Consider the following 19,814-nt stretch of genomic DNA (forward strand, 5'->3'; position numbering starts at 1 on the left):
TTTCGCGCCTGGCGCGGGCAATACCGCGCCGGGCTGCGTTTGTTTGAGTAATGGAGGTTTATCAAATGGATTTTACTCTGTCCAAGCAGCAGCAAATGGTCCAGAAAATGTACAAGGAATTTGCTGAGAACGAAGTCAAGCCTCTCGCCAAAAAGGTGGATGCCGAGGAATATTTCCCCGTCGAGACCGTTCAGAAGATGGCGAAGCTGGGCATGATGGGCATCTACTTCCCCAAGGAAGTCGGCGGCGCCGGCGGCGATGTGCTGTCCTACGTCATGGCCGTTGAGGAGATGTCCAAGGTCTGCGGCACCACCGGTGTCATCATCTCCGCCCACACCTCTCTGTGCGCCGCTCCCATCTACGAGAACGGCACCCCCGAGCAGAAGGCCAAGTACCTGCCCAAGCTGTGCAGCGGCGAGTGGCTGGGTGCCTTCGGTCTGACCGAGCCCGGCGCCGGCACCGACGCCCAGGGCCAGCAGACCTACGCCGTGGATGAGGGCGATCACTGGAAGCTGAACGGCTCCAAGATCTTCATCACCAACTCCGGCTATGCCAATGTCTTCATCATCATCGCCGTCACCGGCACCGTGCTGGACAAGCGCGGCCGCAAGCAGAAGGAAATCTCCGCCTTCATCGTCGAGCGCACCGATCCCGGTTTCAAGGTCGGCAAGCCCGAGGACAAGATGGGCATCCGCGGTTCTTCCACCTGCGAGCTGATCATGGAAGACTGCATCATCCCCAAGGATCGTCTGCTGGGCGTGAAGGGCAAGGGCTTCCAGCTGGCCATGGCCACCCTGGACGGCGGCCGTATCGGCATTGCTGCCCAGGCTCTGGGCATCGCCGAGGGCGCCCTGGATGAGACCGTTGCCTACGTCAAGGAGCGCAAGCAGTTCGGCCGTTCCATCGCTGCCTTCCAGAACACCCAGTTCGAGCTGGCCGAGATGAAGGCCCGCGTGGATGCTGCCAAGTACCTGGTTTACGCCGCTGCGCTGAAGAAGCAGGCCATCATGGATGGCCAGAAGGGCCGTTACAGCGTCGAGGCCGCCGAGGCCAAGCTGATCGCTGCCCGCACCGCCAGCGATGTGACCCGCCGCTGCCTGCAGCTGTTCGGCGGTTATGGCTACACCCGTGACTACCCCATCGAGCGCATGATGCGCGATGCCAAGATCACCGAGATCTACGAAGGCACCAGCGAAGTCCAGATGATGGTCATTTCCGGCGCGATGCTGAAGTAAGGAGGCAAGACGTACAATGAAAGCAATTGTTTGTGTCAAACAGGTTCCCGATACGCAGGGCAAGGTCGCTGTCAAGGCTGACGGCACCATGGACCGCGCAGCGATGGCAACCATTACCAACCCCGACGACCTGAACGCCGTCGAGGCCGCCCTGCAGCTCAAGGATGAGACCGGCTGCGAAGTCGTTGTCGTCACCATGGGCCCGCCGCCGGCCGAAGGCATGCTGCGTGAGCTGATCGCCCGCGGCGCCGACCGTGGCGTGCTGGTTTCCGGCCGTGAGTTCGGCGGTTCCGATACCTTCGCCACCTCCCAGATCCTGGCCGCTGCCGTGAACAAGATCGGCGTCGGTCCCGAGGACATCGTCTTCTGCGGCCGTCAGGCCATCGACGGTGATACCGCCCAGGTCGGTCCCCAGATCGCCGAGAAGCTGCACCTGCCCCAGGTCACCTATGTCACCGACATCAAGAAGGAAGGCAACTCCCTGGTGGTCAAGCGCCAGCTGGAGGACGGCTACATGGAGCTGAAAGTCAACACTCCCTGCCTGCTGACCTGCATCAAGGAACTGAACAACCCCCGCTACATGAGCGTGTCCGGCATCTTCGAGTGCTACGACAAGCCCATCGACGTGTTCGACTACAACACTCTGAAAGATGACCCGCTCATCGAGACCGACACCATCGGCCTCAAGGGCTCCCCGACGAATGTTTACAAGTCCTTTGCTCCTCCGGTCAAGGGCGCGGGCATGATGGTCGAGGATGCTGCCCAGCTGGTCGGCATCCTGAACGACAAGCACCTGATTTGAGGAAGGAGAAACGTACAATGGCTGAATTCAATGCAATGGACACCGCCGCCTTCAAGGGCGTGTGGGTTTTCTGCGAGCAGCGCGAAGGCCAGATCCAGACCATCAGCTATCAGCTGCTGAGCGAAGGCCGCAAGCTGGCCAACGACCTCGGCGTTGAGCTGTGCGGTGTCGTCATGGGCAGCGAGCTCAATGAAGATTACATCAAGGCGCTGGGCGGCTACGGTGCCGACCGCGTTTACTACCTGGACAGCCCCCTGCTGAAGGACTACACCACCGACGGCTATGCCAAGGCGCTGTGCGACCTCATCATGGAGAAGAAGCCCGAGATCATGCTGATCGGCGCCACCAACCTGGGCCGTGACCTTGGTCCCCGCTGCGCTGCCCGTCTGCACACCGGCCTGACCGCCGACTGCACCCATCTGGACGTGGATGTGGAGAAGTACAAGAACTTCCTGCGCACCACCTCCAACATCGATGTGGACAACACCAAGTTCGAGGAGAACACCAACCTGAAGATGACCCGTCCGGCCTTCGGCGGTCACCTGATGGCCACCATCATCTGCCCCCGCTTCCGTCCCCAGATGTCCACCGTCCGTCCCGGCGTTATGCAGACCCAGGCCTACGATGAGGCCGGTGCCGCCAAGGTCGTGGTCGAGAAGATCGCCCCGGCCCTGACCGCCGATGACATCCATGTGGAGATCCTGGACATCAAGAAGAGCGCCAAGAAGATGGTCGACCTGATCGGTGCCGATGTGGTCGTTTCCGTCGGCCGTGGCATCAGCTCCGATGTGGACAAGGGCATTGCCCTGGCCGAGGAACTGGCCGGTGTTCTGGGCGGCGTCGTGGGCGCTTCCCGTGCCGTCACCGATGAAGGCTGGCTGTCCAGCGATCATCAGGTCGGCCAGACCGGCAAGACCGTGCATCCCCGCATCTACGTGGCCCTGGGCATCTCCGGCGCCATCCAGCATGTGGCCGGTATGCAGGATTCCGATACCATCATCGCCATCAACAAGAACGAGAGCGCACCCATCTTCGATGTTGCCACCTACGGCATCGTCGGCGATCTGTTCAAGGTCGTTCCCGAACTGATCAAGGAGATCCGCGCCGCCAAGGCCTGATCCGCTGGTCATGTTGATCTGAAATAAAAGGCGCCGCAGCGAAAGCTGCGGCGCCTTTGTTGTGTTTGGCTTATTTGCCTGCGCGGATGCAGTGGATCAGATAGGTCAGCTGTCCGACGCCCCAGGGCAGGATGGCAACCACCATGGGCAGCGGACCGACCGGGAGGAAGAGGTTAAGCAAGGCTGTGATGACCCAGAGCAGAACCGAGGTATAACTGACGACGATGTAGGCTGTATAGGCGGCCTCACCGATGCGGCGGCGCTCTGCCTCGTCGCAGCTGTCATACCACTTTTTGCGGAATTTGACATCATAGACGCTGCCCTGTTTTTCGGGGTTCATGCGGCGGGACAAATCCACCACCTGGCGCTGCAGCGTGATGCAAAAGAAGAGTGCTGCCATGCTGAGAATCAGTATGGTAAAAGCGCTCGCATACGAGATGGCTCCCAGCGGCATCAGAGAAAGGTCCAGTCCCAACCCCAGAAAGACCAGAAATTGGGAAACGTTGATCCAAAGCATGGCCCAGTTCAGCCTGTGTTCAATCTGATCAGGCAGACGTTCATCATCCCCGTCCCAGAGGGAAAAAAGCTGCCGGGACCGATGCAGATGCCAAAAGGCGATGGCCAGAAAGGGGATGCACAGCAGGGAAAATGCGGGGCTGGCAAATCCAAGGGCCAGAGTGACCTGACGGGCCAGCGTATCAGGGGCTACTGCTTCATTCAACCAGTTGGAAAAAACACCGATGGTTATGCCTAGGACACCGCCCATCACGATGAGAAGAAGGAATCCCGGCAGCTTGCGGCGGTTCTCACGTCTGATTTTATCCTGCTTATCCATTGGTTTCATGGTTGTCCTCCTCATAGGTAAAGATATCTTCCACGGTTATATGGCACAGCTTGGCCAGCTTCAGCGCCAGTGTCACGGAGGGGGAGTAATCCCCGCGTTCGATCTGGCTGATGGTCTGGCGGGATACCCCAGCCATGGCGCCCATCTGCTGTTGGTTGACCCCCAGCCGGGCGCGATATTCTTTCAGGCGATTGTAAAGCGGCATCCGTCCACCTTCCTTTCTCTATCAAAACGTAATGACAAGGATTCGTGTCATAATGACAACTATTCTTGTCATTAACAGTGTAGCATTGACAAGAATAGTTGTCAATCATTTTTGCAAAAAAATCCGCCCCGGCATTGCCGGAGCGGCTGTTTCTTCAGCGGAACGCTCAGATCTCGGCGTCCTTGCTGTTGGTATAGTCAAAGGTCACGCCCAGGGCGCCGGGCACGGCGTCCATCAGGGCATCCACGTCAGTGAGCTCGCTGTTGGTCATCACAAAGAGTACCTTGTCGCCGAAGGTGGCCACTCGGGCCTTGTCGGCCATGACGCAGACCCACTTGTTCATCTGGACGTTGTCCAGCACCGCGTCAGCAATGGTCTGGGCATTGGCCTCATCCTTGACCCGCAGCAGCACCAGGCTGTAGGCCTGGCTGCCGGTCAGCGACTCGGAGTAGACCGCGGCGTCCACCAGGGCCGCCTGATCGGCGGTCAGGCCGGTGTGGTAGGTGCACCAGCTGGCGTCGTTCAGGTCCACGGCGTTGGTGGTCAGCATCATCAGTTCCACCGGGTAGGCCTCATAGATCTTGTCCACCATGCCGCTGAGTTCGGCATCGGGGGTCAGGGCCACGCCGCTCTCGGGGGTGACCTCCATGCCGGGGTCGGAAGCCACACCATCGTCGGAAGCAACGGGATCATTGAGAATATCTTCCGGCAGCGGGGTGGGGGTGGCCTCGGCGGTCTCCTTGGAGTTGCTGCAGGCGGTGAGCGCCAGCGCGGCGGCCAGGCCCAGGCTCACAAAAAACAGTGCTTTTTTCATGGTAAAAGTCCTTTCTCGGTCAGAATTTCGTGGGATGGGAACCGGATATCCCAGGTGTCGGCGGGCAGCTCCGGCCATACCAGGGCCGACGGGCAGACCAGCAGACGCTTTCCCTTAGCATGCGCCAAAAAGCGGTCATAATACCCGCCGCCGCGGCCCAGCCGTACCCCGTCCCGGCTCACGGCAAGGCAGGGGACCAGGAACAGGGCGTCCTCCGGCGGGCAGACGGCCGGAAGATCGGCGGGCGGTTCCGGAATGCCGTAGGCACCCCGCTGCAACAGGGAAAGATCAGGAATGTTCACCCACTCCATGGTGCCGTCCCCCGTGACCCGGGGCAGCAAAAGCTGCTTGCCGTCGGCGAGGGCGCGCTGCAGCATGGGAGCAGTATCCGGCTCGTCGGGCAGGGCGGCAAAGGCCAGCACGGTGCCAGCCTGCTGCCAGCAGGGCAGGGCAAAGAGCGCCCGGGCCATCTCCCGGCCGATATTCCCCATATCCAGTGTGCGACGCAGCGCTCTGGCGCGGGCACGGGCTTCCCGTTTGGTCATGCGGATACCCTCCTCTCACGGTTCGGGGCTATCATACCACAGGGGACGCTGTCTGGCAAGTTACAAAATTCCGTATCCGCTCCTGTGAAAACTGCGGCAAAGCGGACAATTCATCTTGCCCGCAGGCGGGAAATAGAGTATAATATATCCTGTATTGTTATGCGCCAATATCCTCTTATCAAAATAAACACAGACATCTCATTGTGTAGGAAGTAAAGGAGCCGTATTCATCATGGGCAAGTTCAATTTCATCAAGACCGAGATCCCCGAAGTGCAGATCATCGAACCGACGGTGTTCGGCGACGACCGCGGCTATTTCATGGAAACCTATCAGATGGACGATTTCGCGGCGGCCGGCATCGACAAGCCCTTCGTGCAGGACAACCAGAGCCGTTCCACCAAGGGCGTGCTGCGTGGCCTGCATTTCCAGAAGAACCACACCCAGGGCAAGCTGGTGCGGGTGACGCTGGGCGAGGTCTTTGACGTGGCGGTGGACTGCCGTCCCCACAGCGCCACCTTCGGCAAATGGGTGGGTGTGACCCTCTCGGCGGAGAACAAGAAGATGCTCTACATCCCCGAGGGCTTTGCCCACGGCTTTGTGGTGCTGTCCGACGTGGCGGAGTTCTGCTACAAGTGCACCGATGTGTACGATCCCACCTCGGAGGGCGGCATCCCCTACGATGACCCCACCGTCAATGTGCAGTGGCCGGACTGCGGCTGCGAGCACAAGACCAGCGCCAAGGACAAGGAGCACACCCCCTTCGCGGAACAGAAGTTTGAATTCTTCGAGAAGTACTAAGGAGTCACCGTGCAGAGTTTCAAAAACAGTTTTGCCAGTTTCTGGAAGTACCGGTATCTTCTGCAGAACCTGATCACCCGGGATTTCAAGCTGAAATACCGGCGCAGTGTGCTGGGCGTGGCCTGGAGCGTGCTCAACCCGCTGCTGACCTGTCTGGTCATGTTCCTGGTGTTCGATTCCATCATGAAGGGCCTGCGCGGGGAGGGCATTCCCAACTTCGCGGGCTTCCTGATCATCGGCCAGCTGCTCTTCAACTTCTTCCGGGAGTCCACCTCCATGGCCATGGAGAGCGTGCTGAAAAACGCACCGTTGCTGCGCAAGGTCTATATCCCCAAGTACATCTTCCCCATGGAGAAGTGCTGCTTTGCGCTGGTCAACTGTGCCTTCAGCTTTATAGCACTGGTCATCGTCTTTGTCATCACCTGGACGCCGGTGACCTGGACCACCGCCTGGATGGCCGTCTATCCGCTGATTATGCTCTTCTTCTTCAGCCTGGGCATCGGACTGCTGCTGTCGGCGCTCTATGTCTTTGTGCGGGACATCATGCATATCTGGGAAGTGTTCTGCACGCTGCTGGTCTATGCCAGCGCCATCTTCTATGACCCCGAAACGCTGTCCGGCATCATGCAGCGGCTCATCCATATCAACCCCATGTACTGGTACATCACGGCTTTCCGCCGCTGTGTGCTGTGGGGCCAGGGGCTGGACGCCACCATGATGATCGTCTGCTTCCTCTGCGCCCTGGTCAGCATGGTGCTGGGCGTTGTGGTCTTCAAGAAAAACCAGGACAAGTTTGTCCTGTACATGTAAGGGGGCGCACCTATGGCAGCACAACAGCCGATTATCTCCATCGACCATGTCTCGATGCGCTTCAATCTGGCCAAGGAAAAGCACGAGAGCCTCAAGGAATACTTCGTGGCGCTCATGCACGGCGGCGTGCGGTTCGATGAGTTCTTCGCCCTGGATGATGTCAGCTTCGACATCATGCCGGGTGACTTCTACGGCCTCATCGGCCTCAACGGCAGCGGCAAGAGTACGCTGCTCAAGATCATCTCCGGCGTGTACAAGCCCTCCGGCGGCAAGGTGACGGTGCGGGGCACCATCGCCCCGCTGATCGAGCTGGGCGCCGGCTTCGACATGGACCTCACTGCTCGGGAGAACATCTACCTCAACGGCACGGTCCTGGGCTATACCCCCAAGTACATCGCCTCCAAGTTCGACGACATTGTGGAATTCAGCGAGCTGAAGGATTTCCTGGATGTGCCGCTGAAAAACTATTCCTCCGGCATGGTGGCCCGCCTGGCCTTCGCCGTGGCCACGATGACCAAGCCGGATATCCTCATCGCCGACGAGATCCTCTCGGTGGGCGACTTCCTCTTCCAGGAAAAGTGCGAGCGCCGCATGGCGGAGCTGCTTTCGGGCGGCACCACGGTGATCCTCGTCAGCCATTCCATCGAACAGATCGAGCGGATGTGCAACAAGGTGGCCTGGCTGGACCACGGCCATCTGCGCCGCAACGGCCTGACCGCCGATATCACCCCGGAATACCGCAGCTTCCAGAAGGAAGACGCCATGCCCGCCAAGCGGACGGAGGAATGAGCGACCCATGAAGCAACAACCCAACAACGAACGCCCCGCCGACCTGGCCGTACAGGACAGCGTGGGCGGCATGGCCCGCCGGCTGCTCAACCCGGCCCATCTGCAGGACCTGGCCCGCCGTTCGGTGGCAACCCTGCGGGAACAGGGGGCCGAGCAGCTCTGGCGGGATGTGTCCTTTCGGGTGGGGCTGGCCTTCCACCACGACGACTGGCGCCACCGGGCCGACCTGCCGCTGCGCCGCACGCTGAAAGCCCAGCGGGCCGCCAACCTGCAGGGCCCCTGCATCAGTGTGGTGGTGCCGGTGTACAACACGCCGCTGCGCTTCTTTGACGAGATGGTCAAGAGCGTGCAGCGCCAGACATATTCGGGCTGGCAGCTGGTGCTGGTGGACGCCAGCGACGAAGCCCACGGGGAGGTATCCCGGCGGGCCCGGCAGTATGCCGCCAGGGACAGCCGCATCACTTACCACAAAATCCAGAATCAGGGCATTGCCGCCAACACCACGGCGGGTTTTGCCGCCGCCACCGGCGGGTATCTGGCCCTGCTGGACCACGACGACGTACTCTATCCCAACGCCCTCTTTGAATGTGTGCAGACCATCCAAAAGACCGGCGCGGATTTTGTCTACAGTGACGAGATCGTCCTCTCGGCGGACCTGAAACAGCTGGGCGGCTACCACTTCAAGCCGGATTTTGCCCCCGACTATCTGCGGGGCGTCAACTTCATCACCCATCTGGCGGTGTTCAGCCGCCCGCTGCTGGACGCGGCGGGGGCCTACGAATCCAGCGAGTTTGACGGTGCCCAGGACCACGACCTGATCCTGCGGCTCACCGAAAAGGCCCGCAAGATCGAGCACATCAAGCAGGTGCTCTACATCTGGCGGGGCCACTCGGGGTCCACGGCGGCGGGCATGGAGGCAAAACCCTACGCCATCGCGGCGGGGGAGCGGGCCATCGATGCCCAGCTGCAGCGGCTGGGCCTGCCCGGCCGGGCCATGGCGGTGCCCGATGCCCCCGGCGCCTTCCAGGTGCGGTACGAGCTGACCGGCCACCCGCTGATCAGCGTGCTGATCCCCAACAAGGACCACACCGACGACCTGGACCGCTGCCTGACAAGCCTATACAAGAACGCCGGGTACGACAATTTCGAGGTCCTCGTCATCGAGAATAACTCCACCGATCCTGCCACCGAGGCCTACTACCAGACGCTGCCCCGACGGTTTGACCGCTGCCGGGTGGTGCGGTATGAGGGACCCTTCAACTTCTCGGCCATCAACAACTTCGGTGCCCGGTTTGCCAAGGGCGAACATCTGCTGCTCCTCAACAACGACATCGAGATCCTCTCGGAGGATTTCCTGCGGGAACTGCTCAGCTACAGCCAGCGCCCCGACGTGGGCGCTGTGGGCGCCAAGCTCTACTACCCCGACGACACCATCCAACATGCCGGTGTGCTCATGGGCATCAACGGCAGCGCGGGCCACAGCCACAAGAGCTATCCCCGCACGGCGGTGGGGGATATGTACCGGCTGGTCACCACCCAGGACTATATGGCGGTCACCGGCGCCTGCCTGATGACCAAGGCTTCGCTGTATCAGGCGGCGGGCGGTCTCGACGAGGAAAAGTTCGCCGTGGCCTACAACGATGTGGACTACTGCCTGAAACTGTGGAAGCAGGGGTTGCTCAACGTCTACACCCCCCGGGCGGAAGCCTACCACTATGAGAGCAAGAGCCGGGGACTGGACACGCTGTCGGAGAATGCCAAGCGCTACGAGCGGGAGAAGGCCAACTTCTACGCCAAGTATAAGGAATATATCGACAACTACGACCCCTACTACAACCCCCATTTCAACAATCTGTTTGAAAACTTCGGCCTGAAATAAGGAGGCACCGTCATGAAAAATCGTTTTGACACCCAGCTTTTGATCGAGGGCCACGACCTGGACGAGGATGTGATCCACGAGGGTATCCTCAACTGCGCCGAGGGTGACTGCCTGCTGGTGGTGGGGGACGAGGACCTGATCAAGGTGCACTATCACACCGACACCCCCTGGAAGGTGCTGGAATACGCCGCCACCCAGGGCGATATCCACACCATCATCATCGAGAATATGGAGCGTCAGGCCAACGGCCTGCACGGCTGATGCCATGAGCCAGCAGACCAAACGCATCCAGGAACTGTTCGGCTACGCCCGCACCCTGACGAAAGAGCAGGGGTTGGGTGTCATGGTCACCCGGGCCGCGGGCTTTTTCAAGCGGCGGTTCTTCGGCAAGCGGGCAAGATATCTGCCCGCCAAAAAGACGCTGGAAGCCCAGCGCGCCGAGGCGGCTCAGCACGCCCAAGAGTGGCCCACCATCAGCATCCTGACGCCGCTCTATAACACGCCGCTCCGGTTTTTGCAGCAGTTCCTCGACAGTGTGCAGGGCCAGACGGCGCCCAACTGGCAGCTGGTGCTGGTGGACGCCAGCGACGATGCCCACGGCGAGGTAGGGCGGACTGTCCAGGAGCGTGCCGCCCGGGACAGTCGCATTGTCTACCGGAAGATCGAGAACCAGGGCATTGCCGCCAACACCAACGCCGCGGCGGCGCTGGCCACCGGGGAATATCTGGCACTGGCCGACCACGACGATATGCTGGCGCCCCATGCCATCTTTTGCATGGGTAAGGCGCTGGCCGAAAGCAAGGCCGACTTTGTCTACAGCGACGAGGCCCTCTTTGAGAAGACGCCCCAGCGTCCCCGGGTGGGTCACTTCAAGCCGGACTATGCCCCGGAATACCTGATGGCCGTCAACTATATCTGCCATCTGGCGGTCTTCCGGAAAGAACTGTTTGAGGCGGTGGGGGGCGAGCGCCCCGCGTGCGACGGCGCCCAGGACCACGACCTGTTTTTGCGCCTCATCGACGAGATGCAGCGCAAGGACCCGGCAGCAAAGCCCCTGCACATTCCCCAGGTGCTCTACTACTGGCGGGTGCATGCGGCATCCACCAGTGGTGGCACCGGGGCCAAGCCCTATGTGGAGGCAGCGGCCCGCAAGGCGGTGGCCGACCATCTGGCCGCCACTGGCCGCCATGGCACCGTGGAGCCGGGCAAGTTCCCTGGCACCTGCCACGTGGTGTGGGAGATCCCCGAGCCCCAGCCGCTGGTGTCCATCCTGATTCCTAACAAGGACCACACCGACGACCTGGAAAAGTGCCTGCACAGCCTCTACGCCAGGACGACCTACGACAATTTCGAGGTCATCGTCATCGAGAACAACTCCACCGAACCCGCCACCGAGGCCTACTACAAGCAGCTGCCCCAGCGGTATGACCGCGCCCGGGTGGTGCGCTACAAGGGCGGGTTCAACTTCAGCCGCATCAATAACTTCGGCCGCAAGTATGCAAGCGGCAGTTATCTCTTGTTGCTGAACAACGATGTGGAGGTCATCAACGGCGACTGGCTGACCCAGATGGTGGGGGAGTGCATCCAGCCCGGCGTGGGCATCTGCGGGGCCATGCTCTACTACCCCGACGATACCATCCAGCACGCCGGCATCATCACCGGCCTGGGCGGCTATGCGGGTCATAGCCACAAGTACCACAAGCGGGGCGGCAGCGGGTATATGTTCCGCCTGGCCACCGTGCAGGATTTCTCGGCGGTGACGGCGGCCTGCCTGCTGGTGCGCACGGCGGTGTTTGACGCGGTCCACGGCATGGACGAGACGCTCACCGTGGCCTACAACGACGTGGATTTCTGCCTGCGGGTGCGGGATGGGGGCTGGCGTATCGTCTGGACACCCTACGCCGAACTCTACCATCATGAGAGCAAATCCCGGGGCTCCGACGAGAAGGACCCCGCCAAGAAGGCCCGGTTTGACGCCGAGCACGACCGCCTCTACGAGGTGCACGGCCGGGAGAACATCCTCCACGACCCCTACTACAACCCCTCTCTGTCTCTCGATTACGAGGACTTCCGGGAGAGCGGCGATCTGCGCCATCTGAAATAAAACGAAAACTGCCCCGCACATCCGGCAAGGATGTGCGGGGCAGTTGCTGTATACGAAGAATTACTGCACGGTGGTGGAAAGCTGAGGTGCGCCGCCGGCCAGCTGTTCGGCGGTCAGCGGGGCGGGGGCCTCGGCAGGCTGGTTCAGCCGCTCACGGGCCACGGCCAGCATCAGCTTGATGCGGTTTTCCTGGTTGACCCGGGTGGCGCTGGGATCGTAGTCCACGGGGGTGATGTTGGCGTCGGGGTGCAGGGCGCGGATCTTGTTGATCATGCCCTTGCCCACGATGTGGTTGGGCAGGCAGCCGAAGGGCTGGGCACAGACGATGTTGCCGTAGCCGCCCTCCACCAGTTCCAGCATCTCGGCGGTGAGCAGCCAGCCTTCGCCCATCTTGGCGCCCAGCGAGATGATGCCCTCCGGCTTTTTCATCAGTTCCCGGAAGGAGCCCGGCGCATAGAAACCGTACTTCCGCATGGCCTCGTAGCTGGCCACGCCGATGGAGTCCAGCCAGCCCAGGAAGGCGTCGGCACCGCCGGCCACCAGCTTGTTGCCGCCGTAGAGGTCGATGTCGATGCGGGTGTTGGCCACACAGTACTCCACAAAGCCCATCAGGCCGGGCAGATTGACCTCACAGTCCTGGCTTTCCAGGAACTTTTCCAGGTCATTGTTGCCCAGGGGAGAGTACTTCACGTAGATCTCACCCACAACACCCACCTTGACCTTGGGCACCCGGGTAACGGGAATGGTGGCGTAGTCGGCGGCGATCTCGGGGAAGCGCTTCTTCATGTCGTGGGCCGAGTAGTTGCGGTTGGAGCGGATCCAGTCCTGGATGCGGGCGATCCACTTCTCGGTCATGGCGTCGGCATCGCCCTTGCGGTTCTCGTAGGGGTGGGTCTGGCTGCGCAGCGCCACCAGCATATCGCCGTAGAAGATGGCCGCGATAACCTTGCGCAGCAGCGGCAGGGTCAGCGGCAGACCGCTGCCTTTCTCCAGGCCCGAGAAGTTCAGCGAAGCCACCGGAATGTTGCCGTAGCCCGCCTTGACCAGCGCCTTGCGCAGCAGCTTGATGTAGTTGGAGGCACGGCAGCCGCCGCCCGTCTGGGTGATGAGCAGCGCCGTGTGGTCCAGGTCATACTTGCCGCTGTTCAAGGCGTCCAGGAACTGGCCGATGACCAGCAGGGCGGGGTAGCAGGTGTCGTTGTGGACGTATTTCAGGCCCAGCTGGGCCACCTCGCTGCCGCAGTTGCCCAGCACCTCGGTCTGGTAGCCTTCGCTGGCCAGGGCGGCCTGCATCAGCCGGAACTGGGTCACCGCCATGTTGGGGATCAGGATCTTGTGGGTCTTTACCATCTCTTTGGTAAAGTTGGGGGTCATGTATTCCATATACTTTGCCTCTTTTTCAGGGAAAACGAAGGGGGATCAGGCCCGCTCGGCGGCGGCCTCGCGGCGCTCTTCCAGGGCGGCAAACAGGCTGCGCAGCCGGATGTTCACGGCACCCAGGTTGGTGATCTCGTCGATCTTCAGCTGGGTGTACAGCTTGCCGCCGGCCTGCAGGATCTCGCGGGTCTCGTCGGTGGTGATGGCGTCCAGACCGCAGCCGAAGGAAACCAGCTGGACCAGGTCCATGTCGGGCTGGTCGATGCAGTACTTGGCGGCGGCGTAAAGCCGGCTGTGGTAGGTCCACTGGTTCAGCACCGAGGTGTTGAATTTCTCCTCGTGCCAGCTCACCGAGTCCTCGGTGACCACCGCGGCACCCTGCCGGATAATCAGCTGGTCGATGCCGTGGTTGACCTCGGGGTCAACATGGTAGGGACGGCCCGCCAGCACGATGATGTGTTTGCCCTCCTTGCGGGCTTCGGCGATGATGGCGGTGCCCTTGTCCCGGATCTGCTGCATGTGGCGGGCGTACTCGTCGTAGGCGGCGTCGATGGCGGCATGGACATCCTTCTCCCGCAGGTCGGGGTAGGTTTTGGTGATGGACTGGTAGAACCGCTTGTAGAAGTCCTTGCGGCGCTCCAGATTAAAGTAATCGTAGAGCAGCGGAATCTTGGTCAGTTCGGGGCAGTTGCCCTCCAGCACCTCGGGGTAGTAGGCCACCACGGGGCAGTTGTAATGGTTGTCGCCCAGGTGTTCGTCCAGGTTGTAGCTCATGCAGGGATAGAACACCGCGTCCACGCCCTGTTCGGCCAGCCAGTGGATGTGACCGTGGCTGAGCTTGGCCGGGAAGCAGGCGGTATCGCTGGGGATGGTGGTCTGTCCGGACTGGTAGAGCTTGCGGCTGGAGAAGGGACTGACCACCACCTGGAAGCCCAGTTTCGTAAACAGGGTATGCCAGAAGGGCAGCAGTTCATACATATTCAGGCAGAGGGGAATGCCGATCCTGGCCCGGGGATGTTCCGGCGCCGGGGCGTTGCGGTAGTCCTCCAGCAGCTTAAGCTTGTAGGCGTAGAGGTTCAGATCCTCGTTGTTGGCCTTGCCGGTGACCGGCTTGTCGCAGCGGTTGCCCGAGATGAACCGCTTGCCGTCCGCAAAGACGTTGACGGTGAGCTGGCAGTGGTTGCCGCAGCCGTTGCACTGCACGGTCTTGACGGTCTGGCTGAAGTTTTCCAGCTCCGCCTGGGTCAGCACCGAGCTATGGGCGTTCTCCCCGGCGCGGGCCATGCCGTAGAGGGCGGCGCCGTAGGCACCCATCAGACCGGCGATGTCGGGGCGGATGACCTCCACACCCATCTCCTTCTCGAAGGCGCGCAGCACCGCTTCGTTGTAGAAGGTGCCGCCCTGGACCACGATGTTGCGGCCCAGTTCCTCCGGGCTGGAGGCGCGGATGACCTTGTACAGGGCGTTCTTGACGACGGAAATGGAGAGGCCGGCGCTGATGTTCTGGATGGAGGCGCCGTCCTTCTGGGCCTGCTTCACCGAGGAGTTCATGAAGACGGTGCAGCGGCTGCCCAGGTCAACGGGACGGTCGGCGAACAGACCCAGGGCGGCAAACTCCTTCACGTCGTAGCCCAGGGCCTGAGCGAAGGTCTGCAAAAAGCTGCCGCAGCCCGAGGAACAGGCTTCGTTGAGGAAGATGTTGCTGATGGCGCCGTCCTCGATCTTGAAGCACTTCATGTCCTGACCGCCGATGTCGATGATGAAGTCCACGTCGGGCATGAAGTGCTTGGCGGCGGTGAAGTGGGCCACCGTCTCCACCAGACCCCGGTCACAGTGGAAGGCGTTCTTGATGAGCTCCTCGCCGTAGCCGGTGGTGGTAACGCTGGCGATCTCCAGCCCGGGGTGGTCCTGGTACAGTTTGAGCAGCGTCTCCCGCACCAGCGGCACAGGGTTGCCCAGGTTGGGACGGTAGCTCTCAAACAGGATGTTGGCGTTCTGGTCGATGACCACCAGCTTGATGGTGGTGGAACCGGAATCGATGCCGATATGCACCGGGCCGCACTGGGCGCTGAAGGGCAGGCAGGGCACGGTGGCTTTCAGGTGCCGGGCGTGGAATTCCTCGTACTCCTGCTTGTTGGCAAACAGCGGCGGCAGGCTCACATAGGTGGCGGTGGCGCTGTAGTCGTCCAGACGGCGGGCCACTTCCCGCAGGTCGGACTCCTCGTCGGCATAGAAGGCGGCGCCCATGGCCACAAAGAGCAGGCTGTTGTCGGGGCAGAGGCCCTTGACGCCCAGCGTCTTGTCGAAGCTTTCCCGCAGCGTCTTGCTGAAGGTCAGCGGCCCGCCCAGGTAGACGACGTTGCCCTGGATGGGACGGCCCTGGGCCAGGCCCGCGATGGTCTGGTTGACCACGGCCTGGTAGATGGAAGCAGCGATGTCGCCGGCCTGGGCGCCCTGGTTGATCAGCGGCTGGATGTCGCTCTTGGCGAAGACACCGCAGCGGCTGGCGATGGTGTAGGTACGGGTGGCGGTCTGGGCGGCAGCGTCCATCTCGTCGGCGCCCATCTTCAGAAGAGTGGCCATCTGGTCGATGAAGGCGCCGGTGCCGCCGGCGCAGCTGCCGTTCATGCGCACCTCGGTGCCATTGGTCAGGAAGAGGATCTTGGCATCCTCACCGCCCAGCTCAATGATGCAGTCGGTGCCGGGCACCAGACGGTTGGCCGCCACGCGGGTGGCGAACACTTCCTGTACAAAGGGCACCTTGCAGCTGTCGGCCAGGCCCATGCCGGCGGAGCCGGAAATGGCCAGGTAGGCGCGGCCGTCGGGCAGATATTCGGCGGCCACTTTTTCGAGCAGGGCCTTGCCCTTCTCCAGAATATGGCTGAAATGACGCTCGTAGGTGGAAAAGAGAATCTCACCGGCGTCGTTCAGCACCACACATTTAATGGTCGTGGAACCAATGTCCAAACCAACTCTCATAGGGATGTAACCTCCTGCGGAAAAACGGGAAATTGCGGGATAAGATATCGAAACAGCGCAGTTTTTCGCGCGCAGGAGTCACAAAACGCCTACTCCTACCGATACCATATCACCCTATTCTACCTTTTTTCGGCCGGTTTGGCAAGTCTGGCGGGGCGAAAAATGTCGTGGAAACCCCAAAAAACGCCAGAGCGGCACCGGTTTTCGCCGGTGCCGCTCTGGTGTCAAAAGAAAAGAGGAGTATGGATGAAAAAACTTGGGGTCCCTGCCTCAGGTCGGGTCCCTGCTCCCTTCCTGAGGACACTTACAGTATATCGGTTGTTTGTGACAAAGCGGTGAAAGAAGTTTCAAGAAATTGCAAAAGAAATTTGGACGATCTTTTAAATTCAGCCCGGATCCGGTCCGGAAAAAGATTTCCGCAAAAAGCGGCACAAAATCTACCGCAACCGGGTGCAAAAAAGCGCGGTTTATGGTATCATGAAAGAGAAACCGGGCGGAGCGTCTGCAAAGGCGAACCGCCCATTGCAGAGGGAAGGAAAGTATGCCGAATCGTATCAATTATCAGCTGGAGATGGAGAAGGTACTGAAACAGCTGGATGCCGCGGGCACCCGCCTGAAACTGCTGCTGCACGCCTGCTGTGCACCCTGTTCCAGCGCCACGCTGGAGCGTCTGGCCGATCATTTTGACCTGACCATCCTCTATTACAATCCCAATATTTACCCGCCGGCGGAATACCATCGCCGGGAGGCGGAACTGGAGCGGTTTGTGCAGGAGGCGGGATACCGCTTCCCGGTGGTGGAACTGCCCTACGAGCCAAAGGAATTTTACGATGCCGTCAAAGGGCTGGAACAGGAGCCGGAGAAGGGGGAGCGCTGCACGGTCTGCTACCGGCTGCGGCTGGAACAGGCGGCCCGGTATGCGGCGGAACAGGGCTTTGACTGGTTCTGCACCACGCTGTCCATCTCCCCCATGAAGGACCCGGTGCGCATCAACACGCTGGGGGCGGAGCTGGGGGCGCAGTACGGCGTGCGCTTTCTGCCCAGCGAGTTCCGAAAAAAGGACGGCTACAAGCGCAGCCTGGAGCTCAGCGCTCAGTACGGGCTCTACCGCCAGGACTACTGCGGCTGTGTGTTCAGCAAAGAGGAGCGGGGCGTATGACCCGGCGCGTCCCCTCATAGAATAAGAAGGAAGTACTATGGAAAAACATATTCTTGTGGCGCTGCCTCTCTCGGAGGCCCAGCGCGAGACCATCCGGCAGGCGGCACCGCAGTTTGCCTACCGCTTCACCACCCAGGAAACCGTCACCCTGGAGGAGATCCTCTGGGCGGATGCCATCCTGGGCAACGTGCCGGTGGAACTGATCCGCCAGAACACCCATCTTGTCTGGTTCCAGTCCAACTTTGCGGGGCCGGATCCCTACCTGGAACCCGGCGTGCTGCCGGAAAACTGCGTGGTGACCAACGCCACCGGCGCCTACGGGCTGGCCATCAGCGAGTGGATGCTGGGCATGTGGCTGGCGCTGGCCAAGGATTTGGTGCTCTACCGGGACCGCCAGCACCGCCATGAGTGGAACGCCATTGAGCGCCCGGTGCGTTCCATCGCGGGGGCGCGGGTGCTCTGCGTGGGCATGGGGGACATCGGTGCCAGTTTTGCCCGGCGGGCCCACCTGCTGGGGGCCCAGGTGGTGGGAGTGCGCCGCCATGCGGGGGAGTGCCCCGACTACTGCCTGCGGGTGGTGGATACCGCCCATCTGGACGAGGAACTGCCCCAGGCGGACCTGGTGGCGCTGAGCCTGCCCGGCACGCCGGAAACTTACCGGATGTTCGATGCTGCCCGGCTGGCCCGCTGCAAGAAGGGCGCCATCCTTATCAATGTGGGCCGGGGCAGCACGGTGGACTGCGACGCCCTGGCCGAAGCGGTGCAGAGCGGGGCGCTCTACGGGGCGGCCATCGACGTGACCGACCCCGAACCGCTGCCCGCCGACCATCCGCTGTGGGGGCTGGATACCGTGCTCATCACCCCCCACATCTCGGGGCGGTTCAGCCTGCCCAAAACCCTGGACAACATCGTGGGCATCTTTGCCCACAATCTGCAGCGGTTTGCCGACGGCGGCACGCTGGATAACCAGATGAGCCGCACCACCCGCTATGTGAGCGAGGATACCCCCGGCCGCCGTCTGACCTGCGAATAAGAGGATTTTTGTATGGGCTTCTATCAGTTTGTCTACCTGTTCTTTGCCTACTCCTTCCTGGGCTGGTTGGGCGAGGTGGTCACCACCGCCGTGCGCAAGCGCCGCTACCAGGACCGGGGCGTGCTCAACGGGCCGCTGTGCATCCTGTACGGCGTGGGCGGCCTGACCATCAGCTTCACTCTGGGCGAACTGCAGCAGAGCTGGGTTTTCCTGTTCGGCCTCAGTGCCATCTATGCCACCGTGCTGGAATGGGTGGCCGGACACCTGCTGGAACGGGTCAGTGGCACCCGCTGGTGGGATTACAGCGATGAATGGTTCAACCTGGACGGCTACATCTGCCTGGGGGCCTCGCTGCTGTGGGGCGCGCTGAGCGTCATCACCATCCATTGGGGCAACCCGCTGCTGCTGGCGCTGTTCGGCATCATTCCCGTCACGGTGCGTACCGTGGCCCTGTGGGTGCTGTTGGTGGTCTTTGCCATCGATGTGGTGGGCACGGTGCTTACCATGCTGGGGTTGCGGTATCGCTGGCCCCCCGCCGAGGCGGTGGAAAACCGGCTGGCCAACCTGACGCTGCGCGCCGGCATGTGGATCCTGGGCCGGGTGGAAAACCGTATGGCCAAGGCTCATCCCGCCCTGACCTTCGAACGCCGCAAAAAGGCAAAATCCACCGTCTTTGCCGCCGGCTGCAGCCCCTACAAGATCGTGCTGCTCTTCTTCATCGGTTCTTTCCTGGGCGATGTGACCGAGACCATCTTCTGTCGCATCACGGCGGGCTACTGGATGAGCCGTTCCAGCGTGGTGTGGGGGCCCTTCTCCATCGTGTGGGGCCTGGCCATCGCCCTGGTGACACTGCTGCTCTACCGCTACAAGGACAAACCGGCCAGCTGGCTGTTTGTGGCCGGCACGCTGCTGGGCGGCGCCTACGAGTATCTCTGCAGTGTTTTCACCGAGGTGGTCTTCGGCGCGGTGTTCTGGGATTACAGTGCCATACCCTTCAACCTGGGCGGGCGCATCAACCTGCTTTACTGCTTCTTCTGGGGCTTTGCGGCGGTGGCCTGGTTCAAAGTCTTCTACCCGCCCATTTCGGACCTCATCGAGCGGCTGCCCCGGCGGGGCGGCGCGGTGCTGACCTGGGCGCTCTGCCTCTTCATGGCGGCCAACGTCACGGTAAGTTCGCTGGCCCTCATGCGGTACAATGCCCGCCTGGAGGGAGTGCCTGCTCAGAGTAAACTGGAACTGTACCTGGACGAACACTATGACAACGCCCGCATGCAGGCGGTTTACCCCAAGGCCGTGCATACCGGCTGACAACGCAGCAGAAT

The 19,814-nt window shown here is 61.5% G+C and carries 18 protein-coding genes; 12 read left to right on the plus strand and 6 right to left on the minus strand.

Annotated features, from left to right (window positions below; all coding sequences use genetic code 11):
* Window positions 1-65 precede the first annotated feature (65 nt).
* From ABGT73_RS02335 to acrA, 3 genes are read left to right on the plus strand one after another with little or no spacing between them, the layout of a single operon-like run.
* A complete protein-coding gene (locus ABGT73_RS02335) occupies window positions 66-1,235 on the plus strand; it encodes an acyl-CoA dehydrogenase family protein (protein ID WP_346668232.1) in 1,170 nt (389 codons plus the stop codon).
* A 16-nt stretch (window positions 1,236-1,251) separates the two neighbouring features.
* A complete protein-coding gene (gene acrB / locus ABGT73_RS02340; RefSeq protein WP_346668233.1) occupies window positions 1,252-2,037 on the plus strand; it encodes an acryloyl-CoA reductase electron transfer subunit gamma in 786 nt (261 codons plus the stop codon).
* Between the two features lie 17 nt (window positions 2,038-2,054).
* Window positions 2,055-3,155 (plus strand): acryloyl-CoA reductase electron transfer subunit beta, encoded by a 1,101-nt coding sequence (gene acrA / locus ABGT73_RS02345; protein WP_346668234.1) that lies wholly within the window; start codon window positions 2,055-2,057, stop codon window positions 3,153-3,155.
* Between the two features lie 70 nt (window positions 3,156-3,225).
* Here acrA and ABGT73_RS02350 read toward each other — a convergent pair whose 3' ends face one another.
* The 4 genes from ABGT73_RS02350 to ABGT73_RS02365 form a co-directional block, all read right to left on the minus strand.
* Complete coding sequence (locus tag ABGT73_RS02350) at window positions 3,226-3,999, minus strand: DUF3169 family protein (RefSeq protein WP_346668235.1); 774 nt, start codon at window positions 3,997-3,999, stop codon at window positions 3,226-3,228.
* Window positions 3,983-4,204, minus strand: coding sequence for a helix-turn-helix transcriptional regulator (locus tag ABGT73_RS02355; protein WP_346668236.1), 222 nt, complete (start codon window positions 4,202-4,204; stop codon window positions 3,983-3,985). Before ABGT73_RS02355 ends, ABGT73_RS02350 begins: the two co-directional genes overlap by 17 nt.
* A gap of 166 nt (window positions 4,205-4,370) precedes the next feature.
* Complete coding sequence (locus tag ABGT73_RS02360) at window positions 4,371-5,018, minus strand: hypothetical protein (RefSeq protein ID WP_346668237.1); 648 nt, start codon at window positions 5,016-5,018, stop codon at window positions 4,371-4,373.
* On the minus strand, window positions 5,015-5,563 hold the full coding sequence (locus ABGT73_RS02365) for a 5-formyltetrahydrofolate cyclo-ligase (RefSeq protein ID WP_346668238.1): 549 nt from the start codon (window positions 5,561-5,563) through the stop codon (window positions 5,015-5,017). Before ABGT73_RS02365 ends, ABGT73_RS02360 begins: the two co-directional genes overlap by 4 nt.
* A gap of 232 nt (window positions 5,564-5,795) precedes the next feature.
* Here ABGT73_RS02365 and rfbC point away from each other — a divergent pair, with 232 nt between their 5' ends.
* The 6 genes from rfbC to ABGT73_RS02395 are packed head-to-tail and all read left to right on the plus strand — an operon-like array spanning window position 5,796 to window position 11,944.
* On the plus strand, window positions 5,796-6,362 hold the full coding sequence (gene rfbC, locus ABGT73_RS02370) for a dTDP-4-dehydrorhamnose 3,5-epimerase (protein ID WP_346668239.1): 567 nt from the start codon (window positions 5,796-5,798) through the stop codon (window positions 6,360-6,362).
* A gap of 9 nt (window positions 6,363-6,371) precedes the next feature.
* On the plus strand, window positions 6,372-7,172 hold the full coding sequence (locus ABGT73_RS02375; protein WP_346668240.1) for an ABC transporter permease: 801 nt from the start codon (window positions 6,372-6,374) through the stop codon (window positions 7,170-7,172).
* Between the two features lie 12 nt (window positions 7,173-7,184).
* Window positions 7,185-7,961: an ABC transporter ATP-binding protein gene (locus ABGT73_RS02380; RefSeq protein WP_346668241.1), complete on the plus strand. Its 777-nt coding sequence runs from the start codon at window positions 7,185-7,187 to the stop codon at window positions 7,959-7,961.
* A 7-nt stretch (window positions 7,962-7,968) separates the two neighbouring features.
* A complete protein-coding gene (locus tag ABGT73_RS02385; protein WP_346668242.1) occupies window positions 7,969-9,840 on the plus strand; it encodes a glycosyltransferase family 2 protein in 1,872 nt (623 codons plus the stop codon).
* A gap of 12 nt (window positions 9,841-9,852) precedes the next feature.
* Window positions 9,853-10,101 (plus strand): hypothetical protein, encoded by a 249-nt coding sequence (locus ABGT73_RS02390; protein WP_007045844.1) that lies wholly within the window; start codon window positions 9,853-9,855, stop codon window positions 10,099-10,101.
* A 4-nt stretch (window positions 10,102-10,105) separates the two neighbouring features.
* A complete protein-coding gene (locus tag ABGT73_RS02395) occupies window positions 10,106-11,944 on the plus strand; it encodes a glycosyltransferase family 2 protein (RefSeq protein WP_346668243.1) in 1,839 nt (612 codons plus the stop codon).
* A 60-nt stretch (window positions 11,945-12,004) separates the two neighbouring features.
* Here ABGT73_RS02395 and ABGT73_RS02400 read toward each other — a convergent pair whose 3' ends face one another.
* Both ABGT73_RS02400 and ABGT73_RS02405 read right to left on the minus strand, forming a co-directional pair.
* Complete coding sequence (locus ABGT73_RS02400) at window positions 12,005-13,327, minus strand: 2-hydroxyglutaryl-CoA dehydratase (RefSeq protein ID WP_346668244.1); 1,323 nt, start codon at window positions 13,325-13,327, stop codon at window positions 12,005-12,007.
* 36 nt (window positions 13,328-13,363) lie between these two features.
* Window positions 13,364-16,300: an acyl-CoA dehydratase activase gene (locus ABGT73_RS02405; protein WP_346668245.1), complete on the minus strand. Its 2,937-nt coding sequence runs from the start codon at window positions 16,298-16,300 to the stop codon at window positions 13,364-13,366.
* 541 nt (window positions 16,301-16,841) lie between these two features.
* On the opposite strand from ABGT73_RS02405, the gene ABGT73_RS02410 reads away from it, so the two are divergent.
* From ABGT73_RS02410 to ABGT73_RS02420, 3 genes are read left to right on the plus strand one after another with little or no spacing between them, the layout of a single operon-like run.
* Complete coding sequence (locus ABGT73_RS02410; RefSeq protein ID WP_346668246.1) at window positions 16,842-17,459, plus strand: epoxyqueuosine reductase QueH; 618 nt, start codon at window positions 16,842-16,844, stop codon at window positions 17,457-17,459.
* A gap of 37 nt (window positions 17,460-17,496) precedes the next feature.
* The gene (locus tag ABGT73_RS02415) at window positions 17,497-18,492 is read left to right on the plus strand and encodes a D-2-hydroxyacid dehydrogenase (protein ID WP_346668247.1); all 996 of its coding nucleotides are present in this window, start codon (window positions 17,497-17,499) and stop codon (window positions 18,490-18,492) included.
* A 12-nt stretch (window positions 18,493-18,504) separates the two neighbouring features.
* Window positions 18,505-19,800 carry a putative ABC transporter permease gene (locus ABGT73_RS02420; RefSeq protein WP_346668248.1) on the plus strand — a complete coding sequence of 432 codons (1,296 nt, stop codon included), beginning with the start codon at window positions 18,505-18,507 and terminating at the stop codon, window positions 19,798-19,800.
* Window positions 19,801-19,814: the final 14 nt, after the last annotated feature.

Source organism: uncultured Subdoligranulum sp. (assembly GCF_963931595.1).
Taxonomy (GTDB): Bacteria; Bacillota; Clostridia; order Oscillospirales; family Ruminococcaceae; genus Gemmiger.

Bases quoted from the DNA above. Each gene is read 5' to 3' on its own strand.
- ABGT73_RS02335 (WP_346668232.1), top strand. From the start codon at position 66: ATGGATTTTACTCTGTCCAAGCAGCAGCAAATGGTCCAGAAAATGTAC.
- acrB (WP_346668233.1), top strand. From the start codon at position 1,252: ATGAAAGCAATTGTTTGTGTCAAACAGGTTCCCGATACGCAGGGCAAG.
- acrA (WP_346668234.1), top strand. From the start codon at position 2,055: ATGGCTGAATTCAATGCAATGGACACCGCCGCCTTCAAGGGCGTGTGG.
- ABGT73_RS02350 (WP_346668235.1), bottom strand. From the start codon at position 3,999: ATGAAACCAATGGATAAGCAGGATAAAATCAGACGTGAGAACCGCCGC.
- ABGT73_RS02355 (WP_346668236.1), bottom strand. From the start codon at position 4,204: ATGCCGCTTTACAATCGCCTGAAAGAATATCGCGCCCGGCTGGGGGTC.
- ABGT73_RS02360 (WP_346668237.1), bottom strand. From the start codon at position 5,018: ATGAAAAAAGCACTGTTTTTTGTGAGCCTGGGCCTGGCCGCCGCGCTG.
- ABGT73_RS02365 (WP_346668238.1), bottom strand. From the start codon at position 5,563: ATGACCAAACGGGAAGCCCGTGCCCGCGCCAGAGCGCTGCGTCGCACA.
- rfbC (WP_346668239.1), top strand. From the start codon at position 5,796: ATGGGCAAGTTCAATTTCATCAAGACCGAGATCCCCGAAGTGCAGATC.
- ABGT73_RS02380 (WP_346668241.1), top strand. From the start codon at position 7,185: ATGGCAGCACAACAGCCGATTATCTCCATCGACCATGTCTCGATGCGC.
- ABGT73_RS02385 (WP_346668242.1), top strand. From the start codon at position 7,969: ATGAAGCAACAACCCAACAACGAACGCCCCGCCGACCTGGCCGTACAG.
- ABGT73_RS02390 (WP_007045844.1), top strand. From the start codon at position 9,853: ATGAAAAATCGTTTTGACACCCAGCTTTTGATCGAGGGCCACGACCTG.
- ABGT73_RS02395 (WP_346668243.1), top strand. From the start codon at position 10,106: ATGAGCCAGCAGACCAAACGCATCCAGGAACTGTTCGGCTACGCCCGC.
- ABGT73_RS02400 (WP_346668244.1), bottom strand. From the start codon at position 13,327: ATGGAATACATGACCCCCAACTTTACCAAAGAGATGGTAAAGACCCAC.
- ABGT73_RS02405 (WP_346668245.1), bottom strand. From the start codon at position 16,300: ATGAGAGTTGGTTTGGACATTGGTTCCACGACCATTAAATGTGTGGTG.
- ABGT73_RS02410 (WP_346668246.1), top strand. From the start codon at position 16,842: ATGCCGAATCGTATCAATTATCAGCTGGAGATGGAGAAGGTACTGAAA.
- ABGT73_RS02415 (WP_346668247.1), top strand. From the start codon at position 17,497: ATGGAAAAACATATTCTTGTGGCGCTGCCTCTCTCGGAGGCCCAGCGC.
- ABGT73_RS02420 (WP_346668248.1), top strand. From the start codon at position 18,505: ATGGGCTTCTATCAGTTTGTCTACCTGTTCTTTGCCTACTCCTTCCTG.